Annotated in this window: 13 protein-coding genes and 1 pseudogene; 9 read left to right on the forward strand and 5 right to left on the reverse strand. The window is 71.7% G+C overall.

Translation table 11 applies throughout. The features are described from left to right. Window positions 1-5 precede the first annotated feature (5 nt). Together AQJ91_RS36360 and AQJ91_RS36365 are read left to right on the forward strand one after the other, a co-directional pair. Window positions 6-665, forward strand: a complete 660-nt coding sequence (locus AQJ91_RS36360) for a LysM peptidoglycan-binding domain-containing protein (protein WP_067030324.1) — start codon at window positions 6-8, stop codon at window positions 663-665. Window positions 666-786: 121 nt separating this feature from the next. Then, on the forward strand, window positions 787-1335 hold the full coding sequence (locus tag AQJ91_RS36365) for a LysM peptidoglycan-binding domain-containing protein (protein ID WP_067030327.1): 549 nt from the start codon (window positions 787-789) through the stop codon (window positions 1333-1335). On the opposite strand, the gene AQJ91_RS36370 is transcribed toward AQJ91_RS36365, so the two are convergent. The 3 genes from AQJ91_RS36370 to AQJ91_RS36380 are packed head-to-tail and all read right to left on the reverse strand — an operon-like array spanning window position 1298 to window position 5333. After that, complete coding sequence (locus tag AQJ91_RS36370; protein WP_407696981.1) at window positions 1298-1939, reverse strand: ABC transporter ATP-binding protein; 642 nt, start codon at window positions 1937-1939, stop codon at window positions 1298-1300. The genes AQJ91_RS36365 and AQJ91_RS36370 overlap by 38 nt on opposite strands. A 5-nt stretch (window positions 1940-1944) precedes the next feature. After that, on the reverse strand, window positions 1945-4857 hold the full coding sequence (locus tag AQJ91_RS36375) for an ABC transporter permease subunit (RefSeq protein ID WP_067030332.1): 2913 nt from the start codon (window positions 4855-4857) through the stop codon (window positions 1945-1947). Continuing rightward, a complete protein-coding gene (locus tag AQJ91_RS36380) occupies window positions 4857-5333 on the reverse strand; it encodes a hypothetical protein (protein ID WP_067030507.1) in 477 nt (158 codons plus the stop codon). Before AQJ91_RS36380 ends, AQJ91_RS36375 begins: the two co-directional genes overlap by 1 nt. A gap of 123 nt (window positions 5334-5456) precedes the next feature. Between AQJ91_RS36380 and AQJ91_RS36385 the strand changes: the two genes are divergently transcribed. From AQJ91_RS36385 to AQJ91_RS36400, 4 genes are all read left to right on the forward strand, one after another. Beyond that, on the forward strand, window positions 5457-6023 hold the full coding sequence (locus tag AQJ91_RS36385; RefSeq protein WP_067030510.1) for an MTB12 C-terminal domain-containing protein: 567 nt from the start codon (window positions 5457-5459) through the stop codon (window positions 6021-6023). Next, window positions 5998-7296: an ABC transporter substrate-binding protein gene (locus AQJ91_RS36390; protein ID WP_067030334.1), complete on the forward strand. Its 1299-nt coding sequence runs from the start codon at window positions 5998-6000 to the stop codon at window positions 7294-7296. The genes AQJ91_RS36385 and AQJ91_RS36390 overlap by 26 nt, the downstream gene beginning before the upstream one ends. A gap of 70 nt (window positions 7297-7366) precedes the next feature. Beyond that, complete coding sequence (locus AQJ91_RS36395) at window positions 7367-8167, forward strand: hypothetical protein (RefSeq protein ID WP_067030338.1); 801 nt, start codon at window positions 7367-7369, stop codon at window positions 8165-8167. A 55-nt stretch (window positions 8168-8222) separates the two neighbouring features. Further along, window positions 8223-9263 (forward strand): helix-turn-helix transcriptional regulator, encoded by a 1041-nt coding sequence (locus AQJ91_RS36400; RefSeq protein WP_079085491.1) that lies wholly within the window; start codon window positions 8223-8225, stop codon window positions 9261-9263. A 1-nt stretch (window position 9264) separates the two neighbouring features. Here the strand turns inward: AQJ91_RS36400 and ctaD are convergent. Next, window positions 9265-10971 (reverse strand): annotated as a pseudogene (ctaD, locus tag AQJ91_RS36405) (aa3-type cytochrome oxidase subunit I); the annotation flags it as partial. A 250-nt stretch (window positions 10972-11221) separates the two neighbouring features. Here ctaD and AQJ91_RS36410 point away from each other — a divergent pair. After that, the gene (locus AQJ91_RS36410) at window positions 11222-11437 is read left to right on the forward strand and encodes an I78 family peptidase inhibitor (RefSeq protein WP_067030344.1); all 216 of its coding nucleotides are present in this window, start codon (window positions 11222-11224) and stop codon (window positions 11435-11437) included. A 53-nt stretch (window positions 11438-11490) separates the two neighbouring features. Here the strand turns inward: AQJ91_RS36410 and AQJ91_RS36415 are convergent, their stop codons facing one another. Continuing rightward, window positions 11491-12507 (reverse strand): phosphatase PAP2 family protein, encoded by a 1017-nt coding sequence (locus tag AQJ91_RS36415; RefSeq protein ID WP_067030346.1) that lies wholly within the window; start codon window positions 12505-12507, stop codon window positions 11491-11493. 521 nt (window positions 12508-13028) lie between these two features. Here AQJ91_RS36415 and AQJ91_RS36420 point away from each other — a divergent pair. Beyond that, window positions 13029-14630, forward strand: coding sequence for an MFS transporter (locus tag AQJ91_RS36420; RefSeq protein ID WP_067030349.1), 1602 nt, complete (start codon window positions 13029-13031; stop codon window positions 14628-14630). Window positions 14631-14844: 214 nt separating this feature from the next. Further along, window positions 14845-16035 carry an acyl-CoA dehydrogenase family protein gene (locus AQJ91_RS36425; protein ID WP_067030353.1) on the forward strand — a complete coding sequence of 397 codons (1191 nt, stop codon included), beginning with the start codon at window positions 14845-14847 and terminating at the stop codon, window positions 16033-16035. Window positions 16036-16047: the final 12 nt, after the last annotated feature.

Raw genomic sequence — 16047 nt, forward strand, 5'->3', positions numbered from 1 at the left:
ACTACATGTCCGCATGTGCCGACAACACTCACGGCAACGCTCGTAAGACGCAGGGGAATCCGGCCCGGGGCCGGACTCGTACGACGGCGGTCCTCGCCGGGGCGGCACTGCTCGCCCCCCTCGGGCTGCTGGCCGCGAACGGCAACGCCGTGGCGGCGGACGGCGGAGTGTGGGACCGCATCGCCCAGTGCGAGAGCGGCGGCAACTGGCACATCAACACCGGGAACGGCTACTACGGAGGACTGCAGTTCGCCGCCTCCACCTGGCGGGCGTACGGCGGCACGGCCTACGCGCCGACCGCCGACCAGGCCTCCAAGTCCCAGCAGATCGCGGTGGCCACCAAGGTCCAGCGCGCCCAGGGGTGGGGCGCGTGGCCGACCTGTTCGGCCCGGGCCGGAGCGTACGGGAGCGCGCCCGCGGCTCCGTCCACCGGCTCCGCCACCACCAAGGCAGCCCCCTCGACGCCGTCGAAGACGCCGGAGCGCTCGACCGGGCACACGACGCGCGACGCGTCCCGCGGCGACTACACCGTCCGCACGGGCGACACCCTGAGCGGCATCGCCGCCCGGAACGGGACCACCTGGCAGAGTCTCTACGCCGCCAACAAGGCCGTCATCGGCGGTGATCCCCACCTGATCGTGCCCGGGCAGCGCCTCGACATCTGAGCGGCGCTCCCCCCGTTCCGGGCACGGGGCCCCGTCCGGCCGGTCCGCCGACCGGGTGGGGCCTCTGGGCGCACCGGACGCGCCGCAAGGCCGTACGCGGCACGCTGCTTAGCGTGGCCCGATGTACCGCAAGCCGATCAGCCTTCTCATCGCCGCGGCCCTGTACACGGCCCTCGCGCCGGGCGTCTCACAGGCGGCACCACCGCCACCGGCCGCCGTCTCGTACGAGTGCGCGAAGGACCAGTGGCCATGGGGGTGTGTCGCCGAGTGCGAGAGCGGCGGGCGCTGGGACGTCGACACCGGCAACGGCTTCTACGGCGGACTGCAGTTCTGGCAGCCGACCTGGGAGGAGTTCGGCGGTCTGAAGTACGCCCCGCGCGCGGATCTCGCCACCCGCGAGCAGCAGATCGCGGTCGGGCAGGAGGTGCTCGCCGTGCAGGGCTGGGAGGCCTGGCCGGTCTGTTCCCGGCGGTACGGACTCAAGGGCCGTATGCACACGGTGAAACCCGGCGACACGCTCTCGTCGATCGCCCGCAAGTACGGCGTCAAGGGCGGCTGGCAGGCGCTCTACAGGGCCAACGAGGAGTTGGTCGGCCGCGATCCGGACCTGCTGAGGCCGGGCATGCTGCTGGTCATCCCGAAGGCCGCGGCTCGCTCGCCTCTCCGCTGAACACGACGGCACCGCGCCGCAGTTCGTACACGAGTGCCGGCCGGCCGTGCAGCACGGGCGGCAGCCGCTGCTCGGCGACGACCACGCACGCGTGGAGCGCGCTCAGCAGCTCGTACGTACGGGCCGCGACCGTCGGCGACATGCCCTGCGCGGGTTCGTCGACGAGCACCACACGCGCGCGTGCCAGCAGGGCCCGGGAGAGGGCGAGCATGCGCTGCTCGCCGCCGGAGAGGGTGCCGGCGCGGCGCGCGAGGAGGGGCTCCAGCTGGGGGTAGGCGTCGAGGGCGGAGTCGTAGGCGGGGGCGGTGAGTTCGAGGTTCTCGCGCACCGTGAGGGAGCCGAACACGGCCTGCCGTTCCGGTACGAGGCACAGTCCCCGCCGGGCGCGTTCGTGGGCGGGCATACGGGTCACGTCGGCGCCGTCCCACACCACCGCGCCGCCGGACAGCGGCACGGTTCCGGCGAGGGCACGCAGGGCCGTCGTACGGCCGGAGCCGTTGCGGCCCAGCAGGACGGTGAGACCCGGGCCCGGGGCGGCCAGGGTGACGCCGTGGAGCGCTTCCAGGGGGCCGTAACGCACGCGTGCACGGCGCAGGGAGATCATCGTCGTCATGCGGGGCTCTCCCGGGCGGCGAGGGTGTCGAGCACGCTGCCGGGCGGGCCGGAGGCGACGATGCGGCCCGCCGTCATCACGTGCACGACGTCGGCCAGGTCGGCGACCAGGTCGAGGTCGTGCTCGACGACGAGCAGGCCGGTGCCGTCGGCGGCCAGGGCCTTCAGCACGCGGGTCAGCGCGGTCACTTCGGCGGTGTCCAGTCCGGCGGCGGGTTCGTCGAGGAGCAGCACACGCGGGCTGCCGGCGAGGGCGCGGGCGAGTTCGACGCGGCGCAGCGTGCCGGTGGGCAGCCCGGCGGCGGGCGACGCCCTCACCGGGCCGTCAAGACCGAGCAGCCTGAGCGCCCGCTCCACGGCCCCCGGATCCCGGACCCGCGCCTGCTCGGCGCCCACCTGGACGTTCTCGGCCACGGTCAACGACGGGAAAACGGCCAGCTGCTGAAAGGTACGCCCGATCCCGAGCCGGGTCCGGGCATGCGCCGCCAGCCGCGTCACGTCCCGCCCACCGAGCAGAACCTGCCCACGCGAGGGACGATGCGTCCCGGCGAGACAGTGGAACAGGGTGCTCTTCCCGGCACCGTTTGGTCCGACGATGGCGGTGACCTCGCCGGGCGGGACGTCGAGATCGACACCGTCGAGGGCGGTGAAGCCGCCGTAGCGGGCGTGGAGGTGGCGGGCGGTGAGGGTGGGGGAGGGGGGTGTGCCGGGGCCGGTGGGAGGAGGTGGGTCCGCCCGGCGGTGCCGCTCGGACGGTGCGGCGTCGTCTGGGTGGTCGTCCCGTGGCGGCCAGCTCGCGTCCGGGAAGCCGGTCGGTGGCTCGCCGTGTGGTCGTCCATGCCCTCCCCCTGCTCCGCCCTCCTCACTGCCCTCACTCAGGCGACCCGCGGCGGCGTTTGTCTCGGCGTCCCCAGGGCGTCCGGTCCTCGCCCTCGCCCCGCCGCCTCCACCGCTCGCCCCCGCATCCCCCCGCTGCCTGGCCGTCCCCGAAGCTCCACCCCGCTCCGACCAGCGCGTCGTCCCCGCCGGCGCGGGTGCGGGCGTGGTCCGCTCCACCGCCGGCCGCAGCCTCCTCCGCGCCCCCGCCCCCACCGCCGTAAGCGTCGCCCTCCGTCGCAGCCGCAGTCTCCCCGCCGCCGTCCGCAGCGCCTCGTACGGCCCCCCGGGAAACCGCCCGACCAGCACCGCCAGCACCCCGATCAGCGCCGCCGCCACCCCGCCCCGCGCGCCCGCGTCCAGGCCGACCAGGAGCGCCGCGGCCGCCAGTGCGCCCAGCGTGCTGTCCGCGCCCAGGACCACGACCGCCGCGAACCACAGCAGGCCGCGGACGGGGTCGTACGCCCCGGGGTCGAAGGCCCGCAGTCCCATGCCGAGCATGCCGCCGCCGAGGGCCGCCAGCGCGGCGCCGGAGACGAAGGCCAGCAGCTTCAGGGACGGGACCTGGACGCCCGCCGCCGACGCCCCCGACTCGTGGTCCCGCATCGCCGCCAGGGCCCGGCCCGTACGGCCCCGGCGGAGCCGCCAGGTCGCCAGCAACGCGCCCGCCAGCAGGGCGAGTTCGAGGACGTAGTACGCGCGGTCACCGTCGAAGCCCGCCGGGCGGCCGAGGGACAGGCCCGAGACCGCGTACGGCTGGGCGAACACGAACCGGCTCACTCCGACGCCCACCGCGAACGTCGCCAGCGCGAGGGCGAGGCCCTGGCGGCTGATCGCCGGCCAGCCCGTGAGCAGGCCCAGGGGGGCCACCAGGACGACCGCCAACGCGAGTGCCGCGAGTTCCGGCAGACGGGGCAGGCCGGGGAAGCGGCCCGCCGCCAGCAGCGCCGTGAACAGGGCGCCCAGTCCCGCGTACGCCGCCTGCCCCAGCGAGATCTGGCCGCCCCGGCCCGTGACCACGACCAGCGACAGCAGCACCACGCCCAGCGCCGGCACCTGGACGGACGTGTGCAGGTCCGAGCCCGCGAAGCCCAGCGGCAGCAGGAACAGCACCACGGCCACGATCCAGGCGCCCGGCGGAGTCGGTACGCGCGCGGTGGCCGTGCGCGGGAGCGCGTCCCGTGTGCCGATGCGAGGGAGAGCGAGGGCGGCGATCAGCAGGGCCACCACGAAGAGGTTCGCGCCGGCCGCCTGGACGAGTGGTTCCCCCCAGCCCGAGGGGTGCAGTCGGGTCAGCTGGCTCTGCGCCACCCCGATGCCGAGCGCGACGACCACCGCGACCGGGAGGCTGCGCATACGTGCCGCCACCGCCACCGCCACCACCTCCATGACCAGCAGCGGCATGCCGTACGGGTCCAGGCGTACGTACGGCGCCAGCAGTACGCCCGTCAGACCCGCCGTGAACGACCCGAACGCCCAGCCCGCCGCCGCCACCCGGTCCGCGTCGATGCCGCCGACGACGGCCAGCTGACGGTCGTCCACCACCGCCCGCAGCTCCCGGCCGAAACGCGTCCAGCGGATCACCGCCCCGACCCCCGCCGCCAGCAGCAGCGCCACCGACAGCTGCCCCCAGGGGTCCGCCGACACCAGCTCCGGCGCGTCGTCCCGGGCCCCCTGGCCCCATAGCAGCGCCGCCCCGCCCACCAGCAGCACGAACACCCCGATGGACGCCACCAGAGCCTGCGCCGGGTCGGTCCCCAGGACCGACAGCGGCCGGAAGACGAACCGTTCCAGCGCCATACCGATCCCGGGCGCCAGCACCAGCAGCGTCACCGTCACCCCCGCCCACAGCGGCCAGCCCCACTCCACCACGCACTGCCGCAGGACGTACGCGCACACCATGGCGATCGCGCCGTGCGCGAAGTTCAGCACGCCGGTCGCGCGGTACGTCACGATCAGGCCGATTCCGGTGAGCGCGGCGGCGCTGCCAACGGAGAGGCCGGCGAGGGTGAGGTCGTAGGTCAGGGAGGCCATCAGCCGGTTTCTTCGGCGGGCTCGCAGATCGGGCACGGGCCCAGTTCGCCGGTCGCCAGCAGCTTGGCGTCCACCGGCACCGCCTCCGCCTTCCCGGCGACCAGCGGACAGTCGGCGCGGTGCCACAGCGTGCCGCCCGGCACCATCAGCAGGTCCCCGCTGACCGCCGGCCGCGTCGCGGCCGCCTCCCCGGACTCCTCGCCGTCGGCGCTCCCGGCGGCCACCAGAAGGCCGTACAACTCCTCCACGCGCGCGGCGGCGATGGCGCTGCGGCCGTGGGTGAGCAGCACCGCCCCGGCGATGATCAGCGCGGCACCGGGGACCGTGCAGGACGCGAGATACGGCAGCTGACGCTCCGCGAACCGCTCCCCGGAGATGCCGTACCAGCCGATGACGCACAGCACCGCACCCGCGGCGAGCGCGCCCCACCCGGCCCACAGGACGGGATGCACGGTGCGCAGTCGGGCTGTCCGCATCATCGACTCCCACACGTCGTGTGTCTGTGCATGCCAGCCAATGGCTTGCACTATGCCTTCTTGAAGCTGACCCTGAAAGCACCGGGCTCGCACGGTCCGGACCGACACCCGGTGGTGAGCCAGATGGTTCTCGGGAGCGACCTCAGGCGGGGGACCGTACAGAGGGGACACGGCCCACGGGCGGCGGGACGGGGTACGGCACTCGCGGCCGCCCTGCTCCTCTTTCTCGCCCCGGCCCTCGCGGCGTGCAGCGACGACGAGGGAGGCGGCGGCGACGCCACGCCCCCCACCCCGACCGTCGAGCAGACGTCTCCGGCTGCCACGGCGCCCGCCGACGTGGGAGTGGCCGAGCAGGAGATCCGGCAGAACTGGCAGAAGTTCTTCGACCCGGCGACCTCCCTGGAGGAGAAGCAGACCGTACTGGAGAACGGCGACCGGATGGCGCCGGTGCTGCAGGCCTTCAGCGGTGACGAGCGCGGCGGACAGGTCCAGGCGAAGGTCACCAAGATCGAGTTCACCTCGCCGACCGACGCGGACGTGACGTACGACCTGACCCTGAAGGGCGCCACCGCCCTGCCGGCCGCCTCCGGAACGGCGGTGGAGCAGGACGGCACCTGGAAGGTGTCCGCGAAGACGCTGTGCGCGCTGGTCCAGCTGAGCGGCAATGGGTCGCCGATCCCGGGTTGCTGAGGCCATGGCCGCCGTGCTGCTGCTCGCCCTGGGCGCGGGCTGCGGCAGCCGGCTGCCGGAGAGTGACTTCGAGGACCGCGGCCGGACCCCGACACCCGCGCCGAGCGACGGCGCTCCGATCCGCGTCGGCATCATCACCAGCGCCACCAGCCCGGTCGGCGGCAGCGCCTTCACCGGCCCGCGCGACGGTGCCAAGGCGTACTTCGACCGCCTCAACGCGCGCGGAGGCATCGACGGCCGCCGGATCGAGGTACGGCTGTGCGACGACGGCGGCAGCGGCGTCGGCAACAACGAGTGCGTGCACAAAGTGGTCGACGAGGACAAGGTCGTCGCCCTGGTCGCCACCACCGCCCTGGACTACGCCGGCGCCTCCCGCGTCTCACGCGCACGCGTGCCCGACATCGGCGGCCAGCCCATCGGGGCCGCCTACGACACCTGGCCGCACCTCTACGGCATCTACGGCAGCCTCGCGCCCCGCTCCGGCACCCCGGGCTGGGACGGCAAGCTGTACGGCGGCACGGAGGTCTACCGCTACTTCAAGCGCGAGCACGGGGCCCGTACGGCCGCGGTCATCTCCTACAACCAGTCCGCGTCCGCCGCCTACGCCCGGCTCGTCGAGCGCGGTCTGAAGGCCGAGGGCTACAAGGTCGTCACCGAGCAGGTCGACTTCGCGCTGCCCAACTTCCGTGCCGCCGCGGCCGACCTGAAGGAACAGGGCGCCGACCTGGTCTTCGACGCCATCGACAGTCACGGCAACGCCCGGCTGTGCAAGGCGATGGACGACGTCGGCGTCGAGGTCACCGCCAAGGTCACGAACGTACAGAACTGGACGTCCACCGTCCCCGACGACTACAAGGACGCGCCGCGCTGCCGCAACGCCCTGTGGGCGACGGGCTCCAGCCGCAACTTCGAGGACACCGGCCAGGCGGCCGTACGGGAGTTCCGGGACGCCACCGAGGGGCTGAAGACCCACTCCCAGTGGCAGTTGGAGGGCTGGGCGGCCGCCCGGTGGTTCACGGACGCGGCGAAGTCCTGCGCGGAGGCGGAAACGGGCGTCACGCGCGCGTGCGTCGACGACTTCATGAACCGCAGCGAGGACTACACCGCCGGCGGACTCCTCGTCCCGGTCCGCTTCGAGCGGCTGGCCGAGCCGCCCGAGAGGCGCAGGACGTGCCTGTCGGTGGCCCGCTGGCGGGACGGCAGGGGCTGGGTCTCCCAGGGCGACATGAACGACACGTGCTTCGAGGTGCAGCAACTGGCTTACGAGCCTTAGCGGGCAACCGAACGCCCAGGTTGCCGGTCCAACAGGACACGGCAGAAGACCGAGGGAGGAACCGCACCGCATGACGACGCCCGTCTCGCGGGTCGCACCGCTGCGCGCCGACTGCATCGCCGACTCCGCCGGCGGGCTGACCTTCGACGTCAGTGTGCGCGGGGCGGCCGACGTAGCTCACCTGGTGCTGCGCCGACGCGACGGCCTGGAGGAGGTCGGTCTGCCGCTGACCCCGGCGGCCGACGGCCGGCTGCGCGCCGCGCTGCCCAGCAGCGTCGCCCTGCCCGAGGGCCGCTGGGACGCCTACGCGCGCGTGGGCGCCGGTGAGCCGCGCCGCCTCGCCCCGGGCGTCACCGACCTGTGCTCCCTCGCAGCCCGGACGCCGAGCGGTGCCCGGGGCCATGTCGCCGTCCGCATCCCGTACGAGACCCGGCACGGCAACCTCACGGTCCGCAGCTGGTTGCGCGCCCCGCACGCGGAGGCGGGGGAACTGCGGCTCACGGAGGGTGGGCTGACCGTGTGCGGGCGCGTGTACGGCACCTGCCTCACGCCCGGCGCGTATGCCGAACTGCGCGGCCGGCACGCCCCGGACCCCGTGCGCCGGCTCGCCGTCGCCGCCGGCCAGACCGGGTTCCGGTTCACCGTCGCCTACGCGGCCCTGGAACCCGGCGTGTGGGACCTGTGGCTGCGGCCGACGGGGGAGGCGGGGCCGTGCGTGCGGATCGCGCGGCTGCTGGACGACGTCGCCGACAAGAAGCCGGTGTTCACCTATCCACGCGTGCGGGTGCGAACGCCGTACGGACCGGTGGAGGCCGGGCCCTACTACACACGGGACAACGACCTGTCCCTGTCCGTCACCCCGCCCCGCTGAGTCTGCCAGGGCTTGCGGACAGCAGCTGTCCGCAAGCCCTGGCAGACTCAGCCCCATGTTGGAGACCTCGGCACGACTCCTGCGCCTGCTCTCGCTCCTCCAGGCCCACCGCGAGTGGTCCGGCGCCGACCTGGCCGACCGCCTCGGCGTCACCCCGCGCACGGTGCGCCGGGACGTGGACCGGCTGCGCGAGCTGGGCTACCCGGTCAACGCCAGCCCCGGCACCGGCGGCGGCTACCAGCTGGGCGCGGGCGCCGAGCTGCCGCCGCTGCTGCTGGACGACGACGAGGCCGTCGCCGTCGCCGTCGGCCTGCGCACCGCTGCCGGACAGGGCATCGAGGGCATCGGCGAGACCTCCGTACGGGCCCTCGCCAAGCTGGAGCAGGTCCTGCCCAGCCGGCTGCGCCGCCGGGTGAGCGCCCTCAACGCCTTCACCGTGCCGATGCTGCGCGGCCCGCAGCCCTCCGCCGTCGATCCGGCCGTCCTCACCGAGCTCGCCAACCTCTGCCGGGACGCCGAGCGGCTCCGCTTCGAGTACAGCGATCACGAAGGCGCCCCGACCCGCCGTACGGTCGAACCGCACCGCCTGGTGTGCACCGAGCGCCGTTGGTACCTGGTCGCCTGGGACCTGGACCGCGACGACTGGCGCACCTTCCGCGCCGACCGCATCATGCCGAGGCCCCCGCATGGCCCGCGCTTCACACCCCGCCCCCCGCCCGCCGACGACCTCGCCGCATACGTCTCCCGGGGCGTCTCCACGCGCGCGTACGCCGCGCAGGCCGTCATCCGGCTGCTGGTGCCCCTGGAAGAGGCCGCGGAGCGTATCTCGCCGTCCGCGGGCACGCTGGAGGCCGAAGGGGACGACGCCTGCGTGCTGCGCACCGGGGCCGCGAGCCTCGATGTGATGGTCCTGCACGTGATGATGACGGGCTTCGAGTTCGAGGTGCTGGAGCCCGCGGAGTTCACCGAGTCGATCAGGACCGCTCGGGACCTGCTGTCCCGGGCGCTGGAACGGGACCCGGCTCGATCGCCCCGTACTCCGGATGGTGCAGGTCGAACGCCGGGGACTCGGAGCGGATCTTCGGCAGCGTCGTGAAGTTGTGCCGCGGGGGCGGGCAGGACGTCGCCCACTCCAGGGAGCGGCCGTAGCCCCAGGGGTCGTCGGCGTCGGCCTTCTCGCCGTACTTGGCGGTCTTCCAGACGTTGTAGAGGAACGGCAGCGTGGACATGCCGAGCAGGAACGCGCCGATCGTCGAGATGGTGTTGAGCGCCGTGAACCCGTCCGCGGCGAGATAGTCCGAGTACCGGCGCGGCATGCCCTCGGCGCCCAGCCAGTGCTGCACCAGGAACGTGGTGTGGAAGCCGACGAACAGCGTCCAGAACTGGATCTTGCCGAGCCGCTCGTCCAGCATCTTCCCGGTGAACTTCGGCCACCAGAAGTAGAACCCGGCGAAGATCGCGAAGACGACGGTGCCGAAGACGACGTAGTGGAAGTGCGCGACGACGAAGTACGTGTCCGTGACATGGAAGTCCATCGGCGGCGACGCCAGGATCACCCCGGTCAGACCGCCGAACAGGAACGTCACCAGGAAGCCCACCGACCACAGCATCGGCGTCTCGAAGGACAGCGAGCCCTTGAGCATGGTCCCGGTCCAGTTGAAGAACTTCACGCCGGTCGGCACCGCGATCAGGAAGCTCATGAACGAGAAGAACGGCAGCAGCACCGCGCCCGTCGCGAACATGTGGTGCGCCCACACCACCACCGACAGACCGGTGATCGTCATCGTCGCCGCGACCAGCGTCAGATAGCCGAAGATCGGCTTGCGGCTGAAGACCGGGATGATCTCGCTGATGATGCCGAAGAACGGCAGCGCGATGATGTACACCTCGGGATGCCCGAAGAACCAGAACAGGTGCTGCCACAGCAGCGCCCCGCCGTTGGCCGCGTCGAAGATGTGCGAGCCGAACCGCCGGTCCGCCTCCAGACACAGCAGCGCCGCCGCCAGCACCGGGAACGCCATCAGGATCAGGATCGACGTGAACAGCGTGTTCCAGGTGAAGATCGGCATCCGGAACATCGTCATGCCGGGCGCCCGCATCCCGATGATCGTGGTGATGAAGTTGACCGCGCCGAGGATCGTGCCGAAGCCGGCCAGCGCCAGGCCCATGATCCACAGGTCGGATCCGACTCCGGGCGAGCGCTCCAGGCTGTTGAGCGGCGCGTAGGCGAACCAGCCGAAGGAGGCCGGCCCGTCGGGCAGCATCAGCGAGCCGAGCACGATCAGGCCGCCGAACAGGAACAGCCAGTACGACAGCATGTTCAGCCGTGGGAAGGCCACGTCGGGCGAGCCGATCTGCAGCGGCATCAGCTCGTTGGCGAAGCCCGCGAAGGCCGGTGTCGCGAACAGCAGCAGCATGATCGTGCCGTGCATCGTGAACAACTGGTTGAACTGCTGGTTGTCCACCAGCTGTAGCCCCGGCCGGGCCAGTTCGGCGCGCATCAGCAGCGCCATCACCCCGCCGACCAGGAAGAACGCGAACGACGTGATCAGATAGAGGTGCCCGATCTTCTTGTGGTCGGTGGTGGTCAGCCAGTCGACCACCACCTGGCCGCGCTGATTGGTCCGCACGGGCCGTGCCGTCGCGTGTACGGTCTGCGTCCCCATCGCTCGCTCGCCCCTTCGCTCGTCGCGCCCCGGGGCCGCTGAAGCCCGCGCTGCGCGTGCCCGCGAGCTCACGCCATGATGCTTGTGTCGGCGTGCGCTCCGACAGGGGGCGTACGGCGGGTTCTGTGCCAGAACCATGTATTTCCTATGCGGCGTCAGCTCTCGCGCCCCGCATGGAATCGGACAGGAAAGGAGTCCGGGGGCAGTTCTCCGGGAACTTTCCGCCGCGCTATTCCGTCGGCTGTCGCGACACGCGGTAATTACGTTCAAATGCCTGCGGAAGGCGTACGAAACCGCTCGTACGTGTGACGCACTTCGACTGAAACACGTGTCGTGATCCTGTGACAAAAGCGTGACCGGAGGGGGATGTAGGGCCTAGCGTGGCGGCATGGCACCGATACCGAAACCCCCTGCCGAACCCCACGACAGCCCGGACGCGTACGTCGGTCTCGACGCCGACCGGGCCGAACGGCTCGCCCGTGAACGAGGGTGGTCGACGGTGCGCTCGCTGCCGCCCGGGGCGATCATCACCATGGAATACCGCGTGGGACGGCTGAACTTCGAGGTGAAGGAGAGCCGGGTGGCGCGGGCCTGGAAAGGCTGAACAAGGGCGCCGTACGGGGTGGCCGTGCGTACCGAACCCCGCTGTCCGGAAGGTCAGCCGCCGGTCAGCGGGCGGGCCGTCGGGGTCGTGCCGCGGGCGGTGCGGTCCGGGTGCGGCGGGCGGCGGCTGCCGACGGGAGTGACCGGTGTGCGCTCCGAACGGGGCGTGTGCGGGCCCGGAGCCAGATAGACGGGCGCCCTGGCCGAGCGGGCCGCCTCGCGCGCCGCCGCGTCCTCGTCCGCGGGCGCTGGACGCGGCTTGAGCAGCACGGGAGCCTCGACGGGGGCCGGCGGGACGGACACCGTGACGGTGCCGCGGGCCCGCCAGTCGTCGCGCAGGTCGAAGATGCCGTTCTCGGCGCGGGCGATCAGCTGCTCGAACCAGGGCAGCGCCAGCAGAATCAGCAGACCCGCGGCCCAGCCCAGCAGCACATCGCTCAGCCAGTGAGTACCGAGGTAGACGGTGGACAGGCCGACGCCGAGCGAGGTCACCGCGGACAGGGCGGACAGCCAGCGGCGCGCTCGCGGGGTGGAGGCCAGATACGCCAGGATTCCCCAGGTCACCACGGCGTTGGCGGTGTGGCCGCTGGGAAATATATCGCCGCCGAGCCCCATCTCGTTGGCGCCGATGGTGGTCGCGTAGTGCGGTCCGAGGCGGCCCATGCCGAGCTTGGCGGCGCCGACCGTGATGTTCAGCAGCAGCAGTGAGACGCCGAGCGCGAGCAGCGGGCGCAGCGTGTGCTGCCGCCAGCAGCGCCAGCCCAGCCAGGCCGCGACCATCACCGCGGTGGGACCGCGCTGGCCGAGCACCACGTAGTAGTCGACGAACCAGTGGACGTTCGACCACTGCTGGTACGGGCGGAAGAACATGACCTGCCAGTCCAGCCGGACCAGCCACGAGGTGATGACGACGGCCCACACGATCGCCACATAGAAGGCCAGGGTTCCGGCGAACAGCACGACCCTGTGCCGGGTCATCCGCGGCACATCGATGTGGGCCGGTCGTTCGGGTTCCCGGTCCAGCCTGGCGAACACCCGGTCCAGACGGGTGAGGTTTCGTTCGGTACGCACCCAATGGACGTTACAGCGAGTGAGCTCTGTTCCCGGGCGAATCAGCGGCTTTGTGATGACGATGTGATGTGGGATTCCTCTCAGGGGGAGGTTTATTTCCGAGGAATCCGCAATCCCTGGTCGTAGTCCTTCTTTTTCCTTTGATCATTCCGGTCGGCGATTTTATGCCACTTATGAATTCGTTCACCGAAACCTGGGGTGGAATTCGCCGGGTCCTCATCCGGCCACCTGGAGTTGATCATGAAGTGGGCGCGAGTCGGCGGAGGAGGGGCGCGCTGTCGCTGACGTGCGCCGTGCGTCCGCGCCGCGCTTCCGCGTCGTACGAACGTGGCGTACGCCACACGCGTTGACGCCCGGTCTGAGAGGTCCGCCACTCGGCACCGGCACGAACTCGCGTACGCTGACGAGCTACTCGCCTTCGTTGCGCGGGCCGGAGACCACCGCTCCTCTCCGGCCGAGTCTCGGGGAGTCCCCACCCCGTGAGCCCGCCGGACGCGAGAGAACATCTGGGAGGTACGTACATGTCCGGGACGGCCACGGCTGCTGCTGCGCTGCGCCGTCGCGCGGCCGGGGCCGGTGCCAACCGCTGGGTCGTCCTGGTCGTCCTCTGTGTCAGCCTGCTGCTCGTCGCCGTGGACGCGACCGTGCTGCACGTGGCGGTGCCCGCCGTGACCGAGGACCTCAGGCCCGGCGCCATAGAACTGCTCTGGATCGTCGACGTCTATCCGCTGGTCTGCGCCTCGCTGCTGATCCTCTTCGGCACGCTCGGCGACCGGGTCGGCCGCAGACGCGTCCTGCTCCTCGGCTACGGCCTGTTCGGCATCGCCTCCGGCCTGGCGGCCCTAGCCCATGACGCCCAGGTGCTGATCCTGGCGCGGGCGCTGCTCGGCGTCGGCGGCGCGATGATCATGCCCGCGACGCTGTCGATCCTGCGGCAGGTCTTTCCGGACCGGCGTGAGCGGGCGCTCGCGATCGGCATATGGAGTGCGGTCGCCGCGGTGGGCGCGGCGGTCGGGCCGCTGCTCGGCGGGTTCCTGCTCGAGCACTTCTGGTGGGGCTCGGTCTTCCTCGTCAATATTCCGCTGATGCTGGTCAGCCTGCCGGTGGGCCGGCTGTTGCTGCCGGAGTCGAAGGGGGCGGGGGACGGGCCCTGGGACGTGGTCGGTGCGCTGATGGCGGCGGCCGGGCTGTTCGGGGTCGTGCTCGGCGTGAAGCGGCTGGGTGGCGGGGAGTCGGCGGGCAGTGTGTTCACCGTGCTGCCGCTGGTGGTGGGCGCGGTGCTGCTGGTGTTGTTCGTACGCCGGCAGCGGCGCCGTACGCATCCGCTGGTGGACCTGCGGATGTTCGCGCGGCCGGCGTTCAGCACGGCCGTGGGGTGCATCGTGCTGGCGATGCTGGCGCTGGTGGGTCTTGAGTTGATCGCGGCGCAGTATCTGCAGCTGGTGCTGGGGTTGTCGCCGCTGGAGACGGGGCTGCGGTTGCTGCCGCTGACGATCGCGGCGATGGCGTCGGGGCTCGCGGGGGCGCGGATGCTGCGGCGGTTCGGGCCGCGGCGGATGGTGTGCGGCGGGTTCTGTCTGACCGCGGCGGCGGTGGTGACGCTGACGGCGATGGGCGGGGCGGACAATCCCGGGCTGCTGCTGGTCGGGTTCGTGCTGCTCGGGTTCGGGCTGGAGACGACGCTGTTCGGGGCGTACGAGTCGATGCTGAGCGAGGCGCCGCCGGAGCAGGCGGGCGGGGCGGCGGCGATCGGGGAGACGTCGTATCAGCTGGGCGCGGGGATCGGGATCGCGCTGCTCGGGAGTGTGATGAACGCGGCGTATGCGCCTGGGGTGGCGTCTGTGCCGGGGGTGCCTGCGTCGGCGTCTGCGTCCGCGGGGCATTCGCTGGGCGAGGCATATGAGGTGGCCGGGAGGCTCGGGGGGGCGGCCGGTCTTGCCCTGCGGCGGACCGCTCGGGAGTGTTTCGTGCACGGGCTGCATGTGACGTTGCTGGTGAGTGCGGGGTTGTTGCTGCTGGGAGCGGTGATGGCGTTGCGGTTGCCGAGGGTCATGCAGTGCGAGTCGCCGGAGGTGGAGTTGCCCGCCCCGAGGAAAGTCGCGGAGTCCCGCGTCTCAGCCTGACGCCAAGCTCTCCACGCACCACCCGTGACAGTCGACAGAAGAGTGGGCGTCGCCCGTGGGGGTGGTCCGCCGTTGGCGGCTGCGGGCTGTTGTGCCGTGCGGGTGCTGCGAGACACGACGACCCGGGCTGGACGTGCGGGACACTGCGTCGTAGCGTCAGGCCAGAGTCGTAACTAGCAGTGCTAGTTTTCCGTCGCCGGAGGGTGGTCCGTCCATGTCCGCGTCCTCGAAGTTGCCTCCGTTCGATCCCGCTGATCCGCTGGGGATCGACGACCTGCTCGACGCGGAGGACCTGGCCGTCAGGGACACCGTGCGGAGCTGGGCCGCGGACCGGGTGTTGCCCTGTGTCGCCGAGTGGTACGAGGCCGGTGAGCTGCCGGGGATCCGTGGGCTGGCCCGCCAGCTCGGAGGAATCGGGGCCCTCGGGATGTCGCTCAGTGGGTACGGGTGTGCGGGGGCCAGTGCCGTGCAGTACGGGCTGGCCTGTCTCGAGCTGGAGGCCGCCGACTCCGGGATCCGGTCCCTGGTGTCCGTACAGGGGTCTCTTGCCATGTATGCCATCTGGCGGTTCGGCTCCGAGGAGCAGAAGCGGGGGTGGCTGCCGCGGATGGCCTCCGGCGACGTCATCGGGTGCTTCGGGCTCACGGAGCCCGACCACGGGTCCGATCCCGGCTCCATGCGGACGTACGCCAAGCGCGACGGCTCCGACTGGGTGCTCAACGGGCGCAAGATGTGGATCACGAATGGGTCTGTCGCCGGTGTCGCAGTCGTCTGGGCGCAGAGCGACGACGGGATTCGCGGGTTCGTCGTGCCGACCGACGTTCCCGGGTTCTCCGCCCCGGAGATCAAGCACAAGTGGTCCCTGCGCGCCTCCGTCACCAGCGAACTCGTCCTCGACGACGTACGGCTGCCCGCCGATGCCGTGCTGCCCGAGGTCGTCGGCCTCAAGGGCCCGCTCAGCTGTCTCTCCCACGCCCGCTACGGCATCGTCTGGGGGGCCATGGGCGCGGCGCGTTCCTGTTTCGAGGCCGCTGTCGAATACGCGAAGACGCGGGAGCAGTTCGGGCGGCCCATCGGAGGATTCCAGCTCACCCAGGCCAAGCTCGCCGACATGGCTCTCGAACTGCACAAGGGGATTCTGCTCGCCCATCACCTCGGGCGGCGCATGGATGCCGGCCGCCTGCGTCCCGAGCAGGTCAGCTTCGGCAAGCTCAACAACGTACGAGAGGCGATCGAGATCTGTCGTACGGCGCGGACCATCCTCGGTGCCAACGGGATCTCACTCGAATACCCCGTCATGCGGCACGCGACCAACCTTGAATCGGTCCTCACTTACGAGGGCACGGTCGAGATGCACCAGCTCGTGCTGGGCAAGGCGCTCACCGGACTCGACGCCTTCCGGTAGATCCGCTTCCGG

The sequence above is a fragment of the Streptomyces dysideae genome (assembly GCF_001514305.1).
GTDB lineage: Bacteria > Actinomycetota > Actinomycetes > Streptomycetales > Streptomycetaceae > Streptomyces > Streptomyces dysideae.

What these genes read in the sequence shown, in the direction of transcription:
- AQJ91_RS36360 (WP_067030324.1), top strand. Translation starts at nt 6, where the DNA reads ATGTCCGCATGTGCCGACAACACTCACGGCAACGCTCGTAAGACGCAG.
- AQJ91_RS36365 (WP_067030327.1), top strand. Translation starts at nt 787, where the DNA reads ATGTACCGCAAGCCGATCAGCCTTCTCATCGCCGCGGCCCTGTACACG.
- AQJ91_RS36370 (WP_407696981.1), bottom strand. Translation starts at nt 1,939, where the DNA reads ATGATCTCCCTGCGCCGTGCACGCGTGCGTTACGGCCCCCTGGAAGCG.
- AQJ91_RS36375 (WP_067030332.1), bottom strand. Translation starts at nt 4,857, where the DNA reads ATGGCCTCCCTGACCTACGACCTCACCCTCGCCGGCCTCTCCGTTGGC.
- AQJ91_RS36380 (WP_067030507.1), bottom strand. Translation starts at nt 5,333, where the DNA reads ATGCGGACAGCCCGACTGCGCACCGTGCATCCCGTCCTGTGGGCCGGG.
- AQJ91_RS36385 (WP_067030510.1), top strand. Translation starts at nt 5,457, where the DNA reads ATGGTTCTCGGGAGCGACCTCAGGCGGGGGACCGTACAGAGGGGACAC.
- AQJ91_RS36390 (WP_067030334.1), top strand. Translation starts at nt 5,998, where the DNA reads ATGGGTCGCCGATCCCGGGTTGCTGAGGCCATGGCCGCCGTGCTGCTG.
- AQJ91_RS36395 (WP_067030338.1), top strand. Translation starts at nt 7,367, where the DNA reads ATGACGACGCCCGTCTCGCGGGTCGCACCGCTGCGCGCCGACTGCATC.
- AQJ91_RS36400 (WP_079085491.1), top strand. Translation starts at nt 8,223, where the DNA reads ATGTTGGAGACCTCGGCACGACTCCTGCGCCTGCTCTCGCTCCTCCAG.
- AQJ91_RS36410 (WP_067030344.1), top strand. Translation starts at nt 11,222, where the DNA reads ATGGCACCGATACCGAAACCCCCTGCCGAACCCCACGACAGCCCGGAC.
- AQJ91_RS36420 (WP_067030349.1), top strand. Translation starts at nt 13,029, where the DNA reads ATGTCCGGGACGGCCACGGCTGCTGCTGCGCTGCGCCGTCGCGCGGCC.
- AQJ91_RS36425 (WP_067030353.1), top strand. Translation starts at nt 14,845, where the DNA reads ATGTCCGCGTCCTCGAAGTTGCCTCCGTTCGATCCCGCTGATCCGCTG.